The organism is Streptococcus australis, from assembly GCF_003943615.1.
Classification (GTDB): domain Bacteria; phylum Bacillota; class Bacilli; order Lactobacillales; family Streptococcaceae; genus Streptococcus; species Streptococcus australis_C.
The window spans coordinates 176796-196225 of the sequence record NZ_RJPZ01000004.1; the positions used below are offsets into that span (position 1 = coordinate 176796).

At 43.2% G+C, this 19430-nt stretch carries 14 protein-coding genes, 10 tRNA genes and 2 rRNA genes; 1 reads left to right on the forward strand and 25 read right to left on the reverse strand.

The genetic code is table 11. The annotated features are described in order from the left end of the window. Position 1: 1 nt before the first annotated feature. The 8 genes from D8785_RS06195 to D8785_RS06230 form a co-directional block, all read right to left on the reverse strand. Complete coding sequence (locus tag D8785_RS06195; protein WP_125374835.1) at positions 2–613, reverse strand: YesL family protein; 612 nt, start codon at positions 611–613, stop codon at positions 2–4. A 196-nt stretch (positions 614–809) separates the two neighbouring features. Beyond that, the gene (locus D8785_RS06200; RefSeq protein WP_125374836.1) at positions 810–2291 is read right to left on the reverse strand and encodes an ABC transporter substrate-binding protein; all 1482 of its coding nucleotides are present in this window, start codon (positions 2289–2291) and stop codon (positions 810–812) included. 63 nt (positions 2292–2354) lie between these two features. Further along, positions 2355–3287: a carbohydrate ABC transporter permease gene (locus tag D8785_RS06205; protein ID WP_023022064.1), complete on the reverse strand. Its 933-nt coding sequence runs from the start codon at positions 3285–3287 to the stop codon at positions 2355–2357. 13 nt (positions 3288–3300) lie between these two features. Further along, positions 3301–4230, reverse strand: a complete 930-nt coding sequence (locus D8785_RS06210) for an ABC transporter permease (RefSeq protein ID WP_125374837.1) — start codon at positions 4228–4230, stop codon at positions 3301–3303. 216 nt (positions 4231–4446) lie between these two features. Then, positions 4447–6327, reverse strand: a complete 1881-nt coding sequence (locus tag D8785_RS06215) for a beta-N-acetylhexosaminidase (protein WP_125374838.1) — start codon at positions 6325–6327, stop codon at positions 4447–4449. After that, positions 6321–7190, reverse strand: a complete 870-nt coding sequence (locus D8785_RS06220) for an ROK family protein (RefSeq protein WP_125374839.1) — start codon at positions 7188–7190, stop codon at positions 6321–6323. Before D8785_RS06220 ends, D8785_RS06215 begins: the two co-directional genes overlap by 7 nt. A gap of 84 nt (positions 7191–7274) precedes the next feature. Continuing rightward, positions 7275–9920: an alpha-mannosidase gene (locus D8785_RS06225; protein ID WP_125374840.1), complete on the reverse strand. Its 2646-nt coding sequence runs from the start codon at positions 9918–9920 to the stop codon at positions 7275–7277. 51 nt (positions 9921–9971) lie between these two features. After that, positions 9972–11252, reverse strand: a complete 1281-nt coding sequence (locus tag D8785_RS06230) for a glycoside hydrolase family 125 protein (RefSeq protein WP_125374841.1) — start codon at positions 11250–11252, stop codon at positions 9972–9974. A 193-nt stretch (positions 11253–11445) separates the two neighbouring features. Between D8785_RS06230 and D8785_RS06235 the strand changes: the two genes are divergently transcribed. Then, positions 11446–13524, forward strand: a complete 2079-nt coding sequence (locus D8785_RS06235; RefSeq protein ID WP_125374842.1) for a GH92 family glycosyl hydrolase — start codon at positions 11446–11448, stop codon at positions 13522–13524. A 62-nt stretch (positions 13525–13586) separates the two neighbouring features. On the opposite strand, the gene D8785_RS06240 is transcribed toward D8785_RS06235, so the two are convergent. The 17 genes from D8785_RS06240 to D8785_RS06320 all read right to left on the reverse strand — a co-directional run. Then, a complete protein-coding gene (locus D8785_RS06240; protein WP_125374843.1) occupies positions 13587–14132 on the reverse strand; it encodes a DUF6287 domain-containing protein in 546 nt (181 codons plus the stop codon). 272 nt (positions 14133–14404) lie between these two features. Further along, on the reverse strand, positions 14405–15904 hold the full coding sequence (locus tag D8785_RS06245; RefSeq protein WP_125374844.1) for a zinc ABC transporter substrate-binding protein AdcA: 1500 nt from the start codon (positions 15902–15904) through the stop codon (positions 14405–14407). Between the two features lie 8 nt (positions 15905–15912). Further along, the gene (locus D8785_RS06250) at positions 15913–16716 is read right to left on the reverse strand and encodes a metal ABC transporter permease (protein ID WP_125374845.1); all 804 of its coding nucleotides are present in this window, start codon (positions 16714–16716) and stop codon (positions 15913–15915) included. Then, positions 16709–17413, reverse strand: coding sequence for a metal ABC transporter ATP-binding protein (locus D8785_RS06255; RefSeq protein ID WP_125374846.1), 705 nt, complete (start codon positions 17411–17413; stop codon positions 16709–16711). Before D8785_RS06255 ends, D8785_RS06250 begins: the two co-directional genes overlap by 8 nt. Further along, a complete protein-coding gene (locus D8785_RS06260) occupies positions 17413–17850 on the reverse strand; it encodes a zinc-dependent MarR family transcriptional regulator (protein WP_125374847.1) in 438 nt (145 codons plus the stop codon). The genes D8785_RS06255 and D8785_RS06260 overlap by 1 nt, the downstream gene beginning before the upstream one ends. A 185-nt stretch (positions 17851–18035) precedes the next feature. Next, a tRNA-Leu gene (locus D8785_RS06265) sits at positions 18036–18119 on the reverse strand. Between the two features lie 9 nt (positions 18120–18128). Next, positions 18129–18200: transfer RNA gene (locus D8785_RS06270), tRNA-Gln, on the reverse strand. A 13-nt stretch (positions 18201–18213) separates the two neighbouring features. Next, positions 18214–18286 (reverse strand) — tRNA-His (locus D8785_RS06275). 12 nt (positions 18287–18298) lie between these two features. Continuing rightward, positions 18299–18369 (reverse strand) — tRNA-Trp (locus D8785_RS06280). 6 nt (positions 18370–18375) lie between these two features. After that, a tRNA-Tyr gene (locus D8785_RS06285) sits at positions 18376–18456 on the reverse strand. A gap of 16 nt (positions 18457–18472) precedes the next feature. Continuing rightward, positions 18473–18545: transfer RNA gene (locus D8785_RS06290), tRNA-Phe, on the reverse strand. 5 nt (positions 18546–18550) lie between these two features. Further along, positions 18551–18624: transfer RNA gene (locus D8785_RS06295), tRNA-Met, on the reverse strand. Positions 18625–18633: 9 nt separating this feature from the next. Further along, positions 18634–18721, reverse strand: a tRNA-Ser gene (locus tag D8785_RS06300). Between the two features lie 10 nt (positions 18722–18731). Next, positions 18732–18802 (reverse strand) — tRNA-Gly (locus tag D8785_RS06305). 8 nt (positions 18803–18810) lie between these two features. Then, positions 18811–18883: transfer RNA gene (locus D8785_RS06310), tRNA-Val, on the reverse strand. A 126-nt stretch (positions 18884–19009) separates the two neighbouring features. After that, positions 19010–19125, reverse strand: a 5S ribosomal RNA gene (gene rrf / locus D8785_RS06315). Between the two features lie 80 nt (positions 19126–19205). After that, positions 19206–19430 (reverse strand): 23S ribosomal RNA (locus D8785_RS06320); the annotation flags it as partial.

Sequence of the window (19430 nt, forward strand, 5' to 3'; positions counted from 1 at the left end):
ATCAAGAAACCACTTTAGAGCGAATTGTTTCATAGACGGGTTGAAAAATATCATTGACAAAGAAATGCCACAAGCCCAGTAAAACAAAGAAAAATAAAGCCGGAACGAAATGGATAACAACTCCTAGAAGAAAGGTCCCCAAGAGAAACTTCGTCACTGCACGAATATCAAGAAAAGCACCAATAAAGCTCAACTTCAAGCTGTTGAGATAGGACAACTCAAAATGGACTTGAAGCTTGAGGTAGACTGCAAAGGTCAGGGGAGCCACCAATAAGAAAATCAAATTAACCAATAAGATAAAAATCTGAAATAGGGACAAGTGGGGCAATTGAATCATCAGATACATGCCATAAACAAGAATGGCTTCGATTAAAAAAAATGTATAGAAAACCTGGTTGGCACGACGGAAGTTTTCTTTATAGAGCGACCAAGCTTCAGACCAAGCATATTGCTTGTAATCAGATCCATGTTCGGCATATAGACTCATAATTGTTGCGCTAGCTGGCCCAAATCCAAATAAGATTCCACCACAAAAAGTTAACGCCCAAAAAATTCCTGTTACCAGCATAGCTAAGTAGACTCTTGTAAAAATAAGTTCAATGATTCTTCCCATATTTCGTCTCCATATTCACTTGCTGTAGAGGGGAACTTCAATCAAGTTAGTATAGTTTCCCTAATACAAATGATGATTATACCCTATATTATAGCACATTTCCCCTGATGGTTTCGATTCTATACTATCAACAGAAAAGACTTTGAAGTGCGAAGACCTCAAAGTCTTTTAATAGACTTAAGCAAGTATTGTTAGCTTATTTCTTAGCAGCAAGGTACTCATCGTATTGTTTTTGAATTTCATCCAATACTTTTTGGTAGGCACCTTCTGATTTCAATTTTTCAAGCATCTTAGGAATTTCAACTTCAGGATCTACTGTACCTGTATTGATGGCACTTGTGAATTGGTTCAAAGTGTTTGTGAGGGCAGTGATTTCTGATTTAACATTTTCAGTGTTGAAGATGAATCCAAGCGCTGGAGATTCTTTTGCAGTTTCCAAGTCTTTCTTAGATTGTGCAATTTGCTCGTCTGTAACGTTTTCGTTGATGTAAAGGATCCAGTTGTTACCAGTGTTCCATCCAGACATGTGAGTGTTTCCGTTGTAGCCATCCAAGACTTTCACACGGTTTTCTTTACCTTCAACTTTTTCCCAGTTCTTGCCTTCTGGACCGTAAACAAGACCGTTCAAGAGTTCTGGGTTTGTATTCAAGAGGTTCAATACTTCCATTGCTTTTTCTTTGTTCTTAGAGTTGTTTGAGATAACAAAGTTTGCAACTTGAGTAGTGTTGTTTTTCTTGTAAAGTTGAGTGAATGGTTTGATTTCAATCTTACGGTTTGCTACACGAGTAAGCAAGCTATTACCGTAGTCAGCAGGTCCTACTGTTTCTTCACGTACCAACCAAGTATCTTGAGAAAGGTCATATCCAGTGTCGCTTGTAGCTACGTCTTTTGGAATGTAACCAGCTTCATAGTATTTATGAAGAGTCTTCAAGTTTTCAACATAACGTGGAATAGTGTAACGGTCAACGATCTTAGTTGTGTCACCTTGCAAATCAACAACGAATGGAAGTCCATCTACTGCAATGTAATCGAAGTCATCAGAAGGTCCACCATAGCTCTTGTTCATTGCGAATGGAACAACGTTTGGATCTTTTTCTTTGATGGCTTTCAAGACTGGTTCAAGAGAAGCATAGTCTTTTACATTTGAGATGTCGATACCATATTTTTCAAGAAGTGGTCCGTTGAAGGCAAAGTTTTGTGAAGATGCAACGTTGGCTGCAACTGGAACAGCATAAATCTTGCCATTTACAGTATTCCCTTTGATATAAGCTGGGTCAAGTGCTTCATAAAGCTCTTTTCCTTCTTTCTTATACAAGTCTGTCAAGTCAGCATAAGCACCTTTTTGAGCGTTGATGACATAGTTGTTTGCAAAGGCAATATCGTAGTTTTCACCAGATGAAATGATAACGTTCATCTTCTTGTCATAGTCACCCCAACCAAGGTATTGGATGTCTAGTTTAACACCAGCTTTTTCTTCGATGATCTTGTTAGCATTTTCTAACAAAGTATCCAAGTTATCAGGTTTGTCACCGATTTGGTACATTTTGATAACTGTTTTACCATCTTCACTCTTAGATGATTTTTGGTTATCACCTGTCAAGTTGCCACAAGCAGCAAGAGTTGCTCCAAGTGCGAGAACGCTAGCAGAAGCTAAAGCATATTTTTTCCAATTTTTCATGAGAAAAACTCCTTTTTTATTTTTCTTTATTAACATTATGAAGGGTGGGTGAGCAAGAGTTGCTTACTCTTTAACACCACCGATGGTCAATCCTTTTACAAAGTAACGTTGGAAGAATGGATAGAGGATAGCGATTGGAACTGTTGCCACCACCACCATGGCCATCCGTCCAGTTTCCTTAGGAAGGGATTGGACCGCACCAGCGATTTGGCTAGATGCACCGACTGATTTAGAGATGTAATCCATGTTATTTTGGATTTGCATCAGCAAGTATTGAAGAGGATAGAGGTTTTCACTCTTGATATAGAGAAGGGCGTTAAACCAGTCATTCCAGAAGCCAAGGGCCGTGAAGAGACTGATCGTTGCAATCCCTGGGAGAGAAAGTGGCAAACAGATCTGGAAGAAGATCCGCGTCTCACTTGCTCCATCTATCCGAGCAGACTCAAGAATTGCTTCTGGGATCGTCCGTTTGAAGAAGGTCCGCATCAAGATGATATTGAAGGGACTCAATAACATCGGAATGATGAGGGCTCCAACCGTATCTCCTAAATGAAGCAACTGAGTAGTAACGATGTAACCTGGTACCATCCCTGCACTAAAGAGCATACTCAAGAGTGCAAAGACCGTAAAGAAGTTTCTGTACTTAAAGGTTCTACGAGAGATAGCGTAGGCATAGGTTGTTGTAATAAAGACATTACATGCTGTCCCTACAATCGTCACAAACAGGGTAATAAAGAGGGCTTGAAGAATCTTATCCTTAAATTGGACAAGGAAAAGATAGCCATCTGCACCAAACTTAGCAGGCCAAAATTGGAAGCCGTGAATAGCCAAACTTTGTTCATCTGTCAAGGAAATCATGACAACGAAGATGAAGGGCAAGATACAGGATAACGCAACCAAGCCGACAATGCTACTAAAGAAAATATCTGCTTTCTTACTGAAGGAGTGGATCCCAACATTATCAACTTTTTCTTTTTTAATTTTTGATTTTGCCATGGTATCCTCCTTTCTAGAAGAGCGCTGCATTCTTATCAATCCGACGTGCTACAATATTAGAAAGTAAAACGAGAATCAATCCAACAACTGATTGGTAAAGACCAGCTGCTGCGGCCATCGCAATATCTCCTGATTTAGCAAGTCCATTGTAGACATAGACGTCAATTACGTTTGTCACACTATAAAGAGCACCTGAGTTATGTGGGATTTGGTAGAACAATCCAAAGTCTGCACGGAAGATATTTCCGATTGCAAGGATAGTCAAGACCGTAATCAAGGAAGCCAACTGAGGAATGGTAATGTGGCGGATTCGTTGCCACTTGGATGCCCCGTCCACTGTTGCTGCTTCGTAAAAGGTTGGATCTATTCCCATGATGGTTGCGTAGTACATGACACTACTATAACCAAAGCCCTTCCAGATTCCTAAGAAAAGGAGAAGAGCCGGCCAAATGGAAACCTCTGTATAGAAGTTGATTCCTTTCATCCCAAGGGATGTCAAGACATGGTTAATCAAGCCTTTATCGACGTTTAAGAAGGCATCTGTAAAGAAGCTAATGATAACCCATGACAAGAAATAAGGGAACAGCATTGATGTTTGAAATACTTTGACCAACCGTTTAGACCGCATCTCACTAAAGATAATGGCAATCCCAACAGAAACAATCAAGCCCAAGAAAATAAAGGCTAAGTTGTATAGAACAGTATTTCTCGTAATGATATAAGCATCGTTGGAGCTAAAGAGGAATTTGAAGTTATCAAACCCAACCCACTTACTTTTCATTACGCTATCAATAAATCCCTCTCCAGTGATATGATAGTCTTTAAATGCAACAACGTTTCCCAAAACAGGTATGTAGAAGAATAAAATCAACCACACTGCACCTGGTAAAACCATCAAGAAGAAAATAAGATTTTCTCTCAAGGTCTTCACAAACTTTTTCATCTGACTCCCTCCTTTGGCGTTTTCTCCCTTTGGTAACGTTTACATTATTAATTATAAAACTCTATGAAAACTTTTTCAAACTCCTAATTATAGAAAAAATTCTACAAATTTATGACATAGCCTTAAAAATGGAGAAAAAAGGAGAAGATAGATCTCCATTCATCGGACATTCTTCTTCTCCTTCAACATCATCCTCTTTAAAGACACCTTTTTAGATTAGGTTGTATAAATGGTCGAAGCTGTTGCAATCGTATGCCATTGGTTGGCTGTCGTGGCTGCAAAGTCCTTGTCTGCGTAGAAATCATTAAATGGCAAGATCTCTACTTCCAACTCATCAATACGTGAGATAGAACCAGTTAGATAGTCTTCAATACGACTTTCTGCTCGCTTAATCCGTTGTAAGAGCCCTCCCATGCGGATATCGACCGTATCCAAACCAAAGACCTTGTTTTCTTTCAGCCATTGGTGGCTAAAGAGGGCATGGAAGTTTTCAATCTCACTTCTGAGTTTTGGCAATTCTTCTCTGGCGATTTGTTTCAAGCCGTCTTTATCATCTGCGTGATAGGCTTGGCGAATGCGTCGTCCCACATCAACCTTGCTACTTAAAATAGCATTTAACTGAGCCTGGGTCTCAAAGAGATAAGCGTAGACTCCAGCTTTTTCTTTAATAGCAGCAAGGGTTTCAGTAGCCTGGACAAAGTGAGGTTTATCCTGTTCAGGTGTCATGTGCTGATCAAGAGTCGGGCAAAGAATATCCTGATAAAAGACATAGCGGTTAGGATTAATCCCACTCAGATTTCCTGGTAGATCTGGTAAGAGGTTGGCAAGGTCAAGCTGCATAAAGTCCTCAACGGATAGACCTGTATTGGTCTTGAAATGAGCAGACAAACGTTCTAAATCATTGCGATAGCTGAGTTCTGCCCAGATTTGTAGACTTGGCAGAATAGAGAATTGGGCTGTTTCTCCACCATTATCCCCCCAACCAGTCACAATGACTTCTTTAATTTGATTGGCACGGCAAGCTTTGTTAGCTTCAACAGCGATGAGACGACTGAAATGGTTATGAGGTGTGAAACCAATCCACTTCCAAGCACCACCTGCAAAGGCGATATCCTGGCTAATCTTGTGGTGGTTACGGAAGTTGCGGTTGTATTTTTCCTCGCTATCTTGGTAATAATCCCAGTAAACCAAGGTCACACGGTCTTTGAGACGGTCTAGATAAACGCGAGTTTCCTCTGGAATCTCCACATCACGGTCGTACTGGCCATCTGCTGACATGAGCTTGAAGAACATATCGCTCCACATCTGACAGTGGAAACCATATTTATCTGCAATATCTAGCACGCGCTCCAAGTGTTGACACATAAGGAGACTCCGATCAACAACGCCGTTCAGGATGAGGTAGCGTCCCAAACCAACCAAGTGGGCTTCGTCCATTCCGATATTGACCTTGCGAGTTTGTAGTTTAGATAGGGTCGCAAACATACCGTCAATCAAGTCGTAAACTTTTTCTTCACCGATGAGGAGAATGTCCTCTACATCACGAAGTTGCTGGACTTCTTTGACACCCCATTTGACAAAGGCTGACAAGTGGGCCAAGGTCTGGATACAAGGAACAAAGGTCATATCAAACTGCTGGGCGTAGGCTTCGATTTCCTGTAACTCTTCAGCTGAGTATGCTCCACGGAAGTAACCAAAATAAGGTTGCCTCTCGATTTGATAGGTATCTTCCATGTAGAGCTCAAAGGTTGAATAACCCATGAGAGCCAAGACCTCAATCATCTGCTTGGCAGAGGCAACATTCAAAACAGCGTTTCGGGAACAATCTGCCATGTAGGCTAACTCTTCATAAGCTGTTTGCTCCTCAATCTCCACCTTATCACCTTCTGCTAACGCTGTTGCTAGTACAGACAAGGCACGGTAGAGTTGGTGAGGCTTGTCATAAGTCAATTGATACTTTCCGCCTTCACCCTTGATAGAGATAGAAGCTTGGTCAGACTGAGTAACTGCCACTTCTACATCTGGTAGAGAAATGTGCTTTTGAAGCAACTCTATAGCTTGAGTTTGTTTATTGCTAATTCCGGTAAAGTTTACCATTGGTTTTCCTCCTGTAACCAGTTGACAAGAGCACCGTAGAGATTGGCATCTGCCTGATAGGTGCAGGCTTGGATGACTGGCGCAATTGTATATTCTTCATATCTTTCCACAAAAGCATCTACTGCTTTTTGAACCCCTTTGATAAACTCTGGATTCTGACTGATAGACCCACCTAGACTAATGACATCTGGGTCGATCAGATACTGAATATTGAGTAGTCCTTGAGCAAGATTGCGGTTCATACGCTCAATGGCTTCTTGACAAAGGGTATTACCTGCTGCCGCCTCTTGGTAAATCTTACGGCCATCCCAGTCAGTCTGACCAGATTTTTCAATCACGTATCGTACCATATTTCCAGTTGACGCTAGTTGCGACCAGTTATTGAGTTTCTCAGTTGGTGCAAGAGTCGTCATGTAACCAAACTCTCCACCCAAGCCATGGCGACCACGGTGTAGTTTCCCATTGATAATCATAGCCCCACCGATTCCTGTACCAATCACGACGCAGGCTGCATTTTCAGTCTCAGGATGAGCCAGCAGCTCACTAAGTCCAACACAGTTGGCATCATTTTCTAGATGGACAGGTAGTTGGTGATGAGCAAGGACCTGGTACCATGAAAAACCATGGATATATGGAATGGCACTAATCCCCTCAATCTCTCCTGTTTCTTGATTGACCGCACCTGGCACACTCATAGCAATCCCGCGATAGTCCTGTTCTGACAAGCGTTGGTCCAACCAAGCCAACAAATCATCTAGAGTTTTTGGAGTTGGGGTGCTGGTCTTATCTAAAATCTTTCCATCAGGAGTCAGACTAGCAAACTTAATGCCAGTCCCTCCGATATCAATCGTTGCAATGGTCATTGCTTTCACCTACAAAAAGGAGCGAGTCCGCAGTTGGTTCTTACTTCTTCGCTCCTCCTTTCTGTTTCTGTTTACTGTTTGAAATTAAATTTCTTCTTTTTGAATGAATTCTGTACGAATTTCCTGTGGTGCCAATAGTCCTGAATGAACTGGGTATGGGCGTTCCAGCAAGTCAAGAATGGCTTGTTGTTTTTCAGACACGCGAACATTTTCTTGACTCATGTTGTAGTAACGAAGGACATAACCTTCTTCATTCTCAGCCACCTTAAAGGCTGTTGGGCAGACTTGTGGCAAGTTCAGTGCTGGGTGGTTAAAGAGACTACCCGTTGCGGCAACGCTCCCCTCTTGTTTTGCGATTTGAAGAGCTGTAAATGGCACCTGGAAGGCTTTGGCACGACGGAAGGCTGAGAATCGATCCTGAGCTTGGTGGCACTCTACTGCAAACTCAACTTCGATATCGCGCAAGCACTGTGCTTCTGGTGTTGGGAAGTAGCCCCAGTCACCGAGTTCACCTGAAGCACGAAGAAGGGTTACAGCTATGGTGTCGTCTCCAAGGATTTCATACTCATGCAATCCTTTATTAGCTACCGTCACCCCTTTGATATCGTCATACAAGCTAACAAAAGCTTGTTGGTGTTGGGGATTTTCAGGATTTTCCCAAGAAGCTGCTGGTCGGTTTGGTCTTGTCACCACCTCATAGATGCTTTCAGAATCATTGCTCGGACGGGTGTTATGAGTCTTGACCAAGAGACGGATGCGGTGGTCTTTTGCAGTATTGGTAAAGCGAGTTTTAAAGCGGATCTGCGGGTCATCCACAAAGACGGTCATCTCTGTTTCCAACGAAATGGTTGTCAGCTCTTCTGAACGTCCTGCCTCTCGGTTCATAAACTCGATAATCCCTCTTTGTTCTGCATCCAATTTTTCATCTGCGCTGACTGGAATCGTCAAGTCATGCTTGAGCAAAATTTTTGCATAGCGAGCATTATTTTCTAAGACCTCATGAGTTTTGAGCTCCGCATAGATTGGTTCGGTTCCTTTTGGTTGGAAGTAAATGTATTCATTTCCAATATCACCGCGGTCTTCGAAGCGAAGGAAGTCCTCATAAGCCTCATTGGTCGTCTTGTCATAAAGGGTCAAGCCATCATCAATACTGAGGGTTACAAATGGCGTATCGAGAACCCCATTTTGGTAAATACCGTCATGATGGGAAGCTTTTCCTTCTAGGAGCTGGAAGGTTGTCCAAGAAAGAGGCGCTAGGTGAACCGGAACCGTCACGCGCACTTGACGCGCTATATAAGGTTGACGGAATTTATCCTTTGGCAAGGTATAGCCAAAACTTGCCCCCAAATCTTCAATCTCCGCTTCTACAAGATGACCATCTAAATCCTCTACGTGATAGTCTGGCAAGGTCAAAGCAGCCATTTTCTTGAAGCCCTCTGTCGGGTGCAATTCCTTAAATGGACAAACCGCTACATCAATAACCGTGCTGACAGTGTCCACCTTGCCATGCAAGCCAGTGTTAATCACCGTAAAGAGCTGTTCACTCTGGGCTTTCTGAGTCGCTAATTTCTCTTTCCACTCATTGAGAAGGTTGGTCTTGACAAAGTTTCCGACTTGATTGACCTTGGCAAAACGAACTTCCATTTCACGGTGAACATCATCCACACTACATCCACAAATACTATCGTGTGGCGCATTTTGCAAGAGGGTCTTCCAAGCATAGGTCAATTGATCCTTGTGGTTGTGGCCACCAGTGATGATAGTCAAAGGTTCCACCACTTGCTCTAACAAGTTACTATTTTCTTGGAAAGCTTGTTTGAGGTAAACGCGTGAAGAAGAGGTGTTCGCCAGAGTGTACCAACCATCGGTTTCCTGGCTGGTCAACTCACCTGTGACCGTTGATAATTGCTCAGGGAGCGCACTTTCCAATGCTTGCACATATTCGTCAAAAGAGCTATGAATAAAGGTAACATCAGGGAAGAGTTCATTAGCCACACGAATGGCTTCACTAATATTTCTCTGTACAGGCTGGTGGTCACAGCCGTTCATCATCAACCATTGGTTTGTCGATGCATAGTCACGGACGTCTGCTAATTTTTGTTTCCAGAAAGTCAAAGCCTCATCTTTATCCACTGGAATTTCATTCCCGTTACTGTACCAGTTGGCAAAAAGAATGCCGAGTACACGGCTACCATCCGCCCCCTGCCAATACATCTCAGAAAATTGAGAGGTAAACTGCTCATCTTCGAGGACTTGATTGTCAAATCCAATCGGTTTGACACCACGACCAAAGGCTGCTACGTGAAGCCCTGATTTTTGAAGGATTTGAGGAGCCTGTCCCATATTTCCAAAGGTATCCGGGAAGTAGCCGATTTGAGTTGACTTGCCCCATTTAGCACATTCCGCTTGTCCAATCAAGGTATTGCGAACGTTCGCTTCACTGGAAATCAAGTAATCGTCCTGCAAGATATAGAATGGCCCAATCTTCAATTTGCCTTCGTCGATATAACGCTGCACCTTGTCACGGTTTTCAGGGCGAATTTCTAGATAGTCATCTAGGACAATGGTTTGGCCATCCAAGTGGAAACTCTTGAACTCAGGATCATTTTCAAACAGATCAAATAGATTATCAAAGAGTTCCACCAATTGCATCCGGTGACTTTCAAAAGGTAGATACCACTCACGATCCCAGTGGCTGTGAGAAATAATATGTACAACAACATTTTCCATGAGTAAAACCTCATTCTAACTTAAATTTAAAATCTATTGAGCGATAGCTCATTAGCGAATATCCAGGTAATCCAAGACCAATTCGCAGAACATCATATTAGCCCAAGAGAACCATTCACGTGAGTATTTAGTCGGATCATCTACGTGGAAGCTTTCGTGCATCACTCCTGTTCCACCATCGCAGGCAACCAACTGATCCAGCAAGAACTTCTTCTCTGCCTTGTCCGTCGTTGTCAAGCCTTGGATAGATAGGGCAATCGGCCAGATATAGCGGTAAAAGGTATGCGAACTTCCGAGACCGCTAGCGTATTCTCCTTGGTAGAAGTATGGATTTTCAGGGCTCAGAATGGTGCGACGAGTAGCTTGATAGACTTCATCGTCGATCGCGCAGTAACCAAGATAGGGAGCAGCTAACAAACTTGGTACGTTAGGGTCGTCCATGATGCTAGCATTTCCCAAACCGTCCACTTCAAAGGCGTAAATCTTTTCACCCTTGCTGTTGGTGGTGTAGGCGTAGTTTTCGATTCCTTCTTGAATCTCAGCTTGGAGACGTTTGGCATCAGCAATCATGCTCTCGCTATCAGCTAGATTCAATTCTGCAAAGATTTCCTGGACATATCCCAAGACAACAACTGCAAACATATTGGACGGGATTAAGTAGCTATACTGACAGCAGTCATCACTCGGACGAAAGGCCGACCAGGTCATTCCTGTCACGGCAAAGTCAGGACCAAAACCATCATTTACCAAAGTGTCTTTCTTACGATCGGTATCCCGAACAAAGCGATAAGGGGAGTTGTTGTGGTCTTGTTCTACCGTCCAGAGATGAAGGATCTCCTTGGTCGCTGAGACAAACGTTTCATCAAACTGGCTAGTCTCACCAGTTTCTTTCCAAAGGAGATAAGCCAATTGCAAAGGGTAGCAAAGCGAATCTACTTCATATTTGCGTTCCCAGGTCCATCCATTGAGGTCTGTATGGTCTGTTTCATGGTGCCCCTTCCAGTTTTCCTCAATATTAAAAGAGTTCGCATAGGGATCCTTGAGGATCAAGGTCATCTGACGTTTGACCAAACCTGCAATGGTCTGGCGCAAGAGCGGGTCTCTTTTTGCCACATGAAGGTAGGGTCTCAGCTGAGCAGTCGAGTCCCGAAGCCACATAGCTGGGATATCTCCTGTCAGGACAAAGGTCGAGCCATCTTCCAAAATTTCAACTGTATTATCTAAAGTGTCTGTGTAGCAGCGTTCAAAGACATCCACCCACTCAGGGTAATCCTTAGCACGTTCTGCTACTTGATCCAACCATTCTCTGACGATTTCTTTTGAATAGGTCATTTATTTTCCTCACACGTATCGATTCTTTCCTATTCAGTATAAAAGATTTCAAAGGGGAAATACATACGCAAATTATAGCCCTTTTTCTACAAACTTTTCTAGTTTTAAAAATTGCTTTCAGATTCTAGTAGCTTCTGCTAAAATAAAGAAAGAAAAGGGCTTAGAAGCTCTACTTTAATACAGGAGGTCCTTTATGAAGACCGATTTGACTCGCATTGATACCCGCTTAGGAACAGACAATCACCCAGCTTATTCCAACGGCAACACCCTCCCTTACACAGGAGTTCCTTTTGGGATGAATTATTTTCTCCCACAGACGACACATGAACAGGGTGCTTGGTTTTTCAACCCCAACCTTCCAATCTTTCAAGGCATTCGCTTGACCCATCAGCCGAGCCCTTGGATTGGGGATTTTTCTTGGTGTATCCTCACCCCACTAACAAACATACCGACTCAAGAAGACCTCTATTTTAGACAGAGCAGTTACCGGATCCAAGAAGCTATCTTTCAGCCCCATTATTTAGCCCTCACCTCAGAGCGCTATCAAATCCACACAGAGGTGACGCCAAGCCTCTATGGAGCCTTCCTTCGCTTTAGGGGGCCATCTGAACTAGCGCTTGCCTTGCACTGTCCCAATGGACTAACTGAGCTAGAATTCGGAGAAACAAATCTTCGCTTCCACATCCTAGATCAAAATCATACAGACCAACAAGACTTTCCTTTCTATCTTCATGTCAAATTTGACCAGGCTATCACTCGAACTCACTGGCTAGGGCAGGATTTGATCCTAGAGTTTGACAGCCCCACGCTAGAAGCTCGATTGGGCACTTCCTTTATCAAACCTGAGTTAGCCCAACTCCATCTCCCTAAAGCTAGCTTTGAAGAGATGAAAGAAAAAGCCGGTCGCAAGTGGCAAGAGCTAATGGATCGATTTGAAATTTTAGATACGGGTGGAGAGGATCGAACCTTTTTCGATCACTGTCTCTACCGTAGTCTGCTCTTTCCTCAGACTTGTTATGAAGTGACTCTTGAAGGGAAAGCAGTTCATCGCGACTTCGCCCACAACCGCATTCAAGAGGGAAAATACTTCTCTAGTTTGGGCTTCTGGGACCTCTTCCGGACCACCTTTCCTCTCTATAGCCTGGTCTATCCTGAGCTCTACCAGGAATTTCTCGAAGGCTTCCTCAGCCATTACCGGGATACCGGTTTCCTCCCTAAATGGCTAGCGCCGGACGAAAGAGGCATGATGCCTGGAACCCTCATTGATGGGGTCATTGCAGATGCCATTCAGAAAGGCCTGGCCCCCGACCTCCACACGGAACTTTTTGAAGCCATGCTGGATACGGCTAGAAAGGAAGATCCAAATGGTCATTACGGTCGACGAGGAGCGAAAGAGTACAAAGAATTAGGTTATCTATCCACAGACTATCACGAAAGCGTGAGTCATACCATCGACTTCTCCTATAGCGACTTTTGTATCGCCCAAACTGCTCAGATACTTGGCAAGGAAGATCTTGCCAAAGAATATGCCCAATCTAGCCTTTCCTACCGTACCCTCTTTGATCCAGAAACAGGTTATATCCGAGCCAAAGATAAGAAGGGGCATTTCAGACCAGACTTCTCTCCGATCAGTTGGGGACGCGACTATGCAGAGTGCTCTGCCATTCAGGCAACCTTAGGCGCCCTTCACGACATAGAGGGACTCAAGCAACTCTTTGGAGGAGAAGAAGGCTTTACCCACTACTTAACCCGACTGGCAACCCAAGCACCGCATTATGAAGTGACGGGCTATGGCTACGAAATTCACGAAATGAGTGAGATGGCCCAAGCTCCTTTTGGGCAAATTGCCATTTCGAACCAACCTAGTTTCCACATCCCCTATCTCTTTCGCTATAGCCAACACCCAGAATACACTAGCTTACTGATTCAAGCCATTCGCAAAGAAGCCTTCCAGCCAAGCTTCCAGGCCTATCCAGGAGATGAGGATAATGGCAGTCTATCTTCTTGGTATATCTGGTCAGTTTTGGGACTCTATCCGACTTGTCCAGGCAAACCAGTCTATGACCTAGGGATTCCTCTCTTCAAACACCTGCGCCTCTATCTCCCTCAAGAGAAAAAATGGCTGCATATCCATCGTACAGCCCACACAGCCCAGCCACACTTCCTTCAAGATCTTTCCCTTGATGGGAAAAGAATCGACAGAGTGAGCCACCAAGACCTCTTGAAAGCAGAGAAGCTGGATTTCCACCTCTCTTGGCTCCCTAAATTGTAATAAACAAAAAAGAATGAAGAGTTTCCCACTCTTCATTCTTTTTTCTATGGCACTAATATTCCCTAATCTCCAACCTTATAGAGGAAAGACCCTTGTTCCGTAAAACTGTACATCCCAGTTCCAGTCCAGAGACGATCCTTGCTGGCATCAGAGTCATCATGGAAGACGACTTCTCCATTTTCATCCGTTTGATCATCAATCGTAAGCCCGGCAGGGATGAATTCCATTAAAAATCCACCTGTGATTCCTCCGTAAACTCCTCCCGAAACAGTCCCGTAATCCGTCAAGGAGAGACCGTAAGATTCATATTCGTTAGAGACCAAACCATTTTGATCAAAGACCAATTTATTTCCCTTATCATCTTGCCAGACACCAGCTACGCTGCTATAATCCCCTTGAGCGATTGCTTCAATATCCATCTTTGTTTTCTCTTTCTTCTCGCTCGAACTTTCAGCTTTCTTTGCTTCACTAGTAACTGAGCTAGCCTTCGATTGACGAACCGTACTTTCTTTACTTTCAGACCCTGTCTCCTGCTTTTTCTCACCGCAGGCTCCAAGGAAAAACAGTAGAGCAGAAAGCAACAATAACAAACGATACTTTTTCATCATGAATCTCCCTAATTCAATCTATTCTATAAGCCTAATTTTATCCTTTTTCTAGCAAATTGACAAGTTTCTGTTACTATAAAAAAATGAGGCTGGGACAAAAGTCCTAGCCTCTCAATTTTCTTTGGATTGTCGACCAAGACGCAGTGGTTGAGTGGGCTCTACTACGCTGATTTCATCAGCTTTTACAGCCCTACTCAACTGTGCGGAGGTGGGACGACGAAATCGAATTCTAACGAATGACCGATTTCTGTCCCACTATCTTCTCTATTTGATTAATGGGCTAACATTTCCTGTGCAATTTCAAATCCGGATAAGTCACTTGGATAGTAAGTAGGCCAATTTTCCAATTCATTGTAAAGAGCCTCTTGGCTTTCCCCACCGAAGAAAATATGGAAGTGAGCTGCCTTATTGGGAGCAATTTGATGATCACTAAATTGAACATACTTGAATTCACCCGCATTCGGATCAGTTGCTTCAAAGAGATAACGCACTCCACGATTCCCTTTTGTATAGGTCAGCGTATGCTTCCCTGCGTAGCGGTATTCGAACTTCTTCTCTTCTCCATTCTTATAGAAGGTCATGGTTTTGTCGGTAATGACAATCCGTTCGATATCCGTTTTATAGCCTGTGGTGTAGTAAGCTTTATACTCTTCAGCTGTTTTGGACTTGGTTAGTTTAGCTTTGTAATCAAAAACTTGATCCAAGGTGCCATCTTTTAGATAAGGATACACAGATTGCCAGTCTCCCGCATAGTCTGAGAGAGTTCGGTCCTTAATAGCACTGTCTTCAAAGTAGCCATTGGCTACTGTTTTGGTGTCTTCTTCCTCTTCTGGAGCGATTTCCTTCCCTGCTTGAGTCGTTGTTAACTCTAAAGATTTGAGGTTGGCTCCCATGATAGAGATGTAGTCTTCACCATCTTTCATCTGTTCATCTGTCAAGCTCTCTAGTGGATTCAAAACCGCTAGATCTACACCGGTTTCAGTAGACAAAGTTTTCGATAAGGATTTAGAAGCATTTTCTTCAAAGTAGATGACCTTGATATCGTTCTTCTTGATGTACTCTGTCAATTCACTCAAACGAGTCGCAGACGGCTCACTATCCGGTGACAAACCGGAAATAGAGACTTGATTTAAGCCATAGTCCAAGGCCAAATAACGGAAAGCTGCGTGCTGCGTTACAAAGTTTTTCTGTTTCGCTGCAGATAGGCTCTTCGTATAGCTGTCATCCAATTTTTTCAACTTAGCAATATAAGCATCCGCATTAGCTGTAAAGCTATCTTTTTTATCTGGGTACTGTTTCACCAGTTGATCACGAATCGTTTCCACCATTTTAATGGCTCTCTGTGGAGACAGCCAGACATGGGGATCGTAGTCATGATGGTGTTCTTCCCCTCCCTCATGGTCATGCTCTTCTTCACCACCTGGTAAAAGAAGCATATTTTCAGTCGCTTTGACAACCTTGGTTTTCTTGCCATCCATTGATTTCAACAACTGAGGCACCCAAGTTTCCATGTTCTCGTTCTCATAGACAAAGACATCTGACTCTTGGATTTTTGCGCGCCCCTTAGCAGACAATTCAAAATCATGGGGTTCCGAACCAGACCCAATCAAGAGCTCCACATTTCCCTCGTCTCCGATGACTTGCTTAGTAAATTCATAGACAGGATAGAAAGTAGTCATGACTTTCAATTTTCCTGACTGATTTTGACCACCACTACAAGCTACTAAAAGAAGACTACAGAAGGCTAACATGAGCCATGCAAGTTTTTTCATAAGATCACCTATTTTCTAAATTTAACAAAAAGATTTGATAGCAAAAAGAAGGATACAAATAAGAGAGTAATGGTCGCACTAACCGGTGTATCTGGGTAATAAGAAAGAATGAGACCACTGACCATCCCAACAAAACCAATAACCACTGCCAACAGCATGACCGAACGGAAGGTCTTTCCTAGCTTTAAAGCAATACTAGCTGGCAAGACCATTATGGTAGACACCAACAAAGAACCCGCGGCCGGAATCATTAAAGCAATAGCCACCCCCGTCACAATATTAAATAGAATAGACATGAGACGCACTGGTAAACCATCCACATAAGCTGTATCTTCATCAAATGTAAGAATATACATAGGACGAATAAAGAGAATCGTTAAAACTAGGACAATGGCTGCAATGATAAACAAAGCAAGCACTTGCTCATCGGTAATGGTCAAGGTAGAACCAAATAGGTACTGGTCCAAACTCATGGAACTTTTACCACCACCCTTCATGATCACCAAAGCCAAGGCCAAGCCGGTCGACATGAGAATCGCTGTTCCTATTTCCATAAAATCTTTATAGACTGTTCGTAAATACTCTAGAAATACAGCCGCTATGATTACCACAATGACTGTTGAAATAGTTGGAGAGAAACCAAGGAAGAGGCCAAAAGCAACCCCAGATAGAGAAACGTGGCTCAGCGTATCACTCATCAAGCTCTGACGACGCAAAATCAAAAATACACCTAAGATAGGGGAGAAGAGACTCATGGCAACCATCGCCAACAAGGCCCGTTGCATAAAGTCATATTGAAACAGACTAAGCATGGCCCTCACCTCCATCCTTCTCATGGACATTAAAACAACGCCATGGAGAATTTTGTTTTCTCACCAGGTGGATATTGCGATCCGCGTAATGGCTCACCTCTTCGGGATCATGCGTAATCATCAAAACAGCCTTCCCATGGTGGTGGGCACTGTGGTGCATCAATTCGTAAAACTCATCCTTGCTACCAGCATCCATCCCAGTAGTCGGTTCATCCAACACAAAAATATCTGGATCAGACGCAAACATTCGTGCAATGACCGCCCGTTGTTTCTGACCACCGGATAGAGCCCCTAACGGTTTATCACGATGCTCTAACATCCCAACAGCCGTTAAACTAGCTAAAATGTGTTCCTCATCATGATGATTTAACCGACGAAACCAGCCCTTACGAGGATAACGTCCCGATTTCACAAACTCATAAACAGAACTTGGAAAGCCAGCATTGAAACTTGCAATTTGTTGCGGAAGATAAGCGATTCGTAATTTTTTTCCAGCTACATTTTCCTTAGCGATTTCAACAGTTCCTACTTTTGGTTTTAAAATTCCAAGACTTGCCTTAATCAAAGTAGATTTAGCAGCACCATTCTCCCCAGTTAGCGTCACAAACTCCCCACTATCCAAGTAATAATTAACCCCTTCAAGAACAGGCTCACGATCATAATAAAAAGAAAGATCTTTAACAGTAATATAACGCATTAACGAAGATCCTCCAATAAGCGCGATAAAAATTTAGAAATAACCATTTGTTCTTCTTGAGAAAATTCACTCAATACTTGATTATAAACATCCAAAGTATGATCATGATGGTGAGAATGTTCTTCAGCAACCGGACGCCCTAAATCTGTTAACCGATACAAAACAATACGAGCATCTTTCTCGTCCTTCAAAGCTTCCAGCATACCAAAAGAAAGTAATTGCTTAACTGCTTTGGTCACAGCGGCTTGACTAACATTTAGCAATTTAGCAAGCTCTGAATTCGAGTAATTCTCCTTAGATAACAACATCAAAATATGCTCTTGCGTATTGGTTAAAGAAAAACCACTCGTACAGGACCCAATCAAAACTTCATGCTGATTCTCAGAAATAAGTAAAATAGAATTTAAAAACTCATCAATCTGATTAGCGACTTTCATACGTATTTCCTTTCTATTAACCGGTAAATACTTTACCGGTTAATTATAACACAGTGAAGGAAAATAGTCAAAGTGTTTTCAGAAAACAATGAGAATAAATTTAAGGAATTTATTAGTAACTCAGCACCAAAAATTCAACAAATAAAAGAAAAAGACAAGGTCCGAAAACCTTGTCTTTAATACTATACCGGCGGCCGGGGTCGAACCGGCACGTCCTTGCGGACACTGGATTTTGAGTCCAGCGCGTCTGCCAATTCCGCCACGCCGGCAAAGTATAACTGGGGTAGCTGGATTCGAACCAACGCATGAGGGAGTCAAAGTCCCTTGCCTTACCGCTTGGCTATACCCCAATAATATAAAATAGGCGAGTGATGGGGATCGAACCCACGCATGCCAGAGCCACAATCTGGTGTGTTAACCACTTCACCACACCCGCCATATTCTTATACACGGGCAGTAGGAATTGAACCCACACTGAAGGTTTTGGAGACCTTAGTTCTACCTTTAAACTATGCCCGTAAAGGATGGAAGGGGAGGGATTCGAACCCCCGAACCCGAAGGAGCGGATTTACAGTCCGCCGCGTTTAGCCTCTTCGCTACCCTTCCAAAAAATATTAAGTTATGGCGCGAGACGGAATCGAACCGCCGACACATGGAGCTTCAATCCATTGCTCTACCAACTGAGCTACCGAGCCAAATATTGCGGGAGCAGGATTTGAACCTACGACCTTCGGGTTATGAGCCCGACGAGCTACCGAGCTGCTCCATCCCGCGTTAATATTAAGGAGGATGTGGGATTCGAACCCACGCACGCTTTTACACGCCTGACGGTTTTCAAGACCGTTCCCTTCAGCCGGACTTGGGTAATCCCAAATGTTCAAAGCGGGTGACGAGAATCGAACTCGCGACAACAGCTTGGAAGGCTGTAGTTTTACCACTAAACTACACCCGCTTGAAAAATGGGAGTTAACGGGATCGAACCGCTGACCCTCTGCTTGTAAGGCAGATGCTCTCCCAGCTGAGCTAAACTCCCAAATGGTCGTTTAACTCACTGGATCCCTGTCGTGCACTGACTTGCGTCAGTTTCGACAAAGTCNAACTTNCGTTCTCCTTAGCTGAGCTAAACTCCCAAAAAAGGAAGCTTTTAACTTCCTATCTTGCTAAGCGACTACCATATCTCACAGGGGGCAACCCCCAACTACTTCCGGCGTTCTAGGGCTTAACTTCTGTGTTCGGCATGGGTACAGGTGTATCTCCTAGGCTATCGTCACTTAACTCTGAATGATGAACATTCAAAATTGAATACCTATATTCTAACAAAAANCTAAACNGCTGTAAATATCCTCAGTTACTTTTTGGATAAGTCCTCGAGCTATTAGTATTAGTCCGCTCCATTGCTCACACAACTTCCACTCCTAACCTATCTACCTGATCTTCTCTCAGGGCTCTTACTAACATATAGTTATGGGAAATCTCATCTTGAGGTGGGTTTCACACTTAGATGCTTTCAGCGTTTATCCCTTCCCTACATAGCTACCCAGCGATGCCTCTGGCGAGACAACTGGTACACCAGCGGTAAG

Excerpts from the sequence above, each read along its gene's own strand:
- D8785_RS06215 (WP_125374838.1), bottom strand. The coding sequence starts at position 6,327 with ATGGTAAACTTTACCGGAATTAGCAATAAACAAACTCAAGCTATAGAG.
- D8785_RS06220 (WP_125374839.1), bottom strand. The coding sequence starts at position 7,190 with ATGACCATTGCAACGATTGATATCGGAGGGACTGGCATTAAGTTTGCT.
- D8785_RS06225 (WP_125374840.1), bottom strand. The coding sequence starts at position 9,920 with ATGGAAAATGTTGTTGTACATATTATTTCTCACAGCCACTGGGATCGT.
- D8785_RS06235 (WP_125374842.1), top strand. The coding sequence starts at position 11,446 with ATGAAGACCGATTTGACTCGCATTGATACCCGCTTAGGAACAGACAAT.
- D8785_RS06205 (WP_023022064.1), bottom strand. The coding sequence starts at position 3,287 with ATGGCAAAATCAAAAATTAAAAAAGAAAAAGTTGATAATGTTGGGATC.
- D8785_RS06245 (WP_125374844.1), bottom strand. The coding sequence starts at position 15,904 with ATGAAAAAACTTGCATGGCTCATGTTAGCCTTCTGTAGTCTTCTTTTA.
- D8785_RS06195 (WP_125374835.1), bottom strand. The coding sequence starts at position 613 with ATGGGAAGAATCATTGAACTTATTTTTACAAGAGTCTACTTAGCTATG.
- D8785_RS06240 (WP_125374843.1), bottom strand. The coding sequence starts at position 14,132 with ATGATGAAAAAGTATCGTTTGTTATTGTTGCTTTCTGCTCTACTGTTT.
- D8785_RS06250 (WP_125374845.1), bottom strand. The coding sequence starts at position 16,716 with ATGCTTAGTCTGTTTCAATATGACTTTATGCAACGGGCCTTGTTGGCG.
- D8785_RS06230 (WP_125374841.1), bottom strand. The coding sequence starts at position 11,252 with ATGACCTATTCAAAAGAAATCGTCAGAGAATGGTTGGATCAAGTAGCA.
- D8785_RS06260 (WP_125374847.1), bottom strand. The coding sequence starts at position 17,850 with ATGAAAGTCGCTAATCAGATTGATGAGTTTTTAAATTCTATTTTACTT.
- D8785_RS06200 (WP_125374836.1), bottom strand. The coding sequence starts at position 2,291 with ATGAAAAATTGGAAAAAATATGCTTTAGCTTCTGCTAGCGTTCTCGCA.
- D8785_RS06255 (WP_125374846.1), bottom strand. The coding sequence starts at position 17,413 with ATGCGTTATATTACTGTTAAAGATCTTTCTTTTTATTATGATCGTGAG.
- D8785_RS06210 (WP_125374837.1), bottom strand. The coding sequence starts at position 4,230 with ATGAAAAAGTTTGTGAAGACCTTGAGAGAAAATCTTATTTTCTTCTTG.